Here is a 460-nt window from a genome sequence, read left to right as displayed (position 1 = left end):
GCCCTTAAAGAATGTCGTCTGAAAGACCCCGTATTCATCCCCAACGTCGTCTATAAAAACATCGCCATCACCTTCCTGCTGCTGCACGCCGCCGCCGAGCTTTGGCTGCCCGCGCAAACCGCCGGTTTTACCGCGCTCGCCGTCGGCTTCATCCTGCTCGCCAAGCTGCGCGAACTGCACCATCACGAACTCCTGCGCAAACACTACGTCCGCACTTATTACCTGCTCCAGCTTTTTGCCGCCGCAGGCTATCTGTGGACAGGCGCGGCGAAACTGCAAAACCTGCCTACCTCCGCGCCCCTGCACCTGATTACCCTCGGCGGCATGATGGGCGGCGTGATGATGGTGTGGCTGACCGCCGGACTGTGGCACAGCGGCTTTACCAAACTCGATTATCCCAAACTCTGCCGCATTGCCGTCCCCATCCTCTTCGCCGCCGCCGTCTCGCGCGCCTTTTTAA

General features: G+C 60.2%; 1 protein-coding gene. It reads left to right on the top strand.

Going from position 1 to position 460, the window contains the following annotated elements; all coding sequences use genetic code 11:
• Positions 1 to 460 (top strand): NnrS family protein (locus tag ACTHUR_RS20340; RefSeq protein ID WP_440400603.1); only part of this gene is annotated, 460 nt, incomplete at both ends.

The sequence above is a fragment of the Neisseria sp. P0021.S007 genome, assembly GCF_051956855.1.
This window is presented reverse-complemented; position numbering and strand designations above follow the sequence as displayed.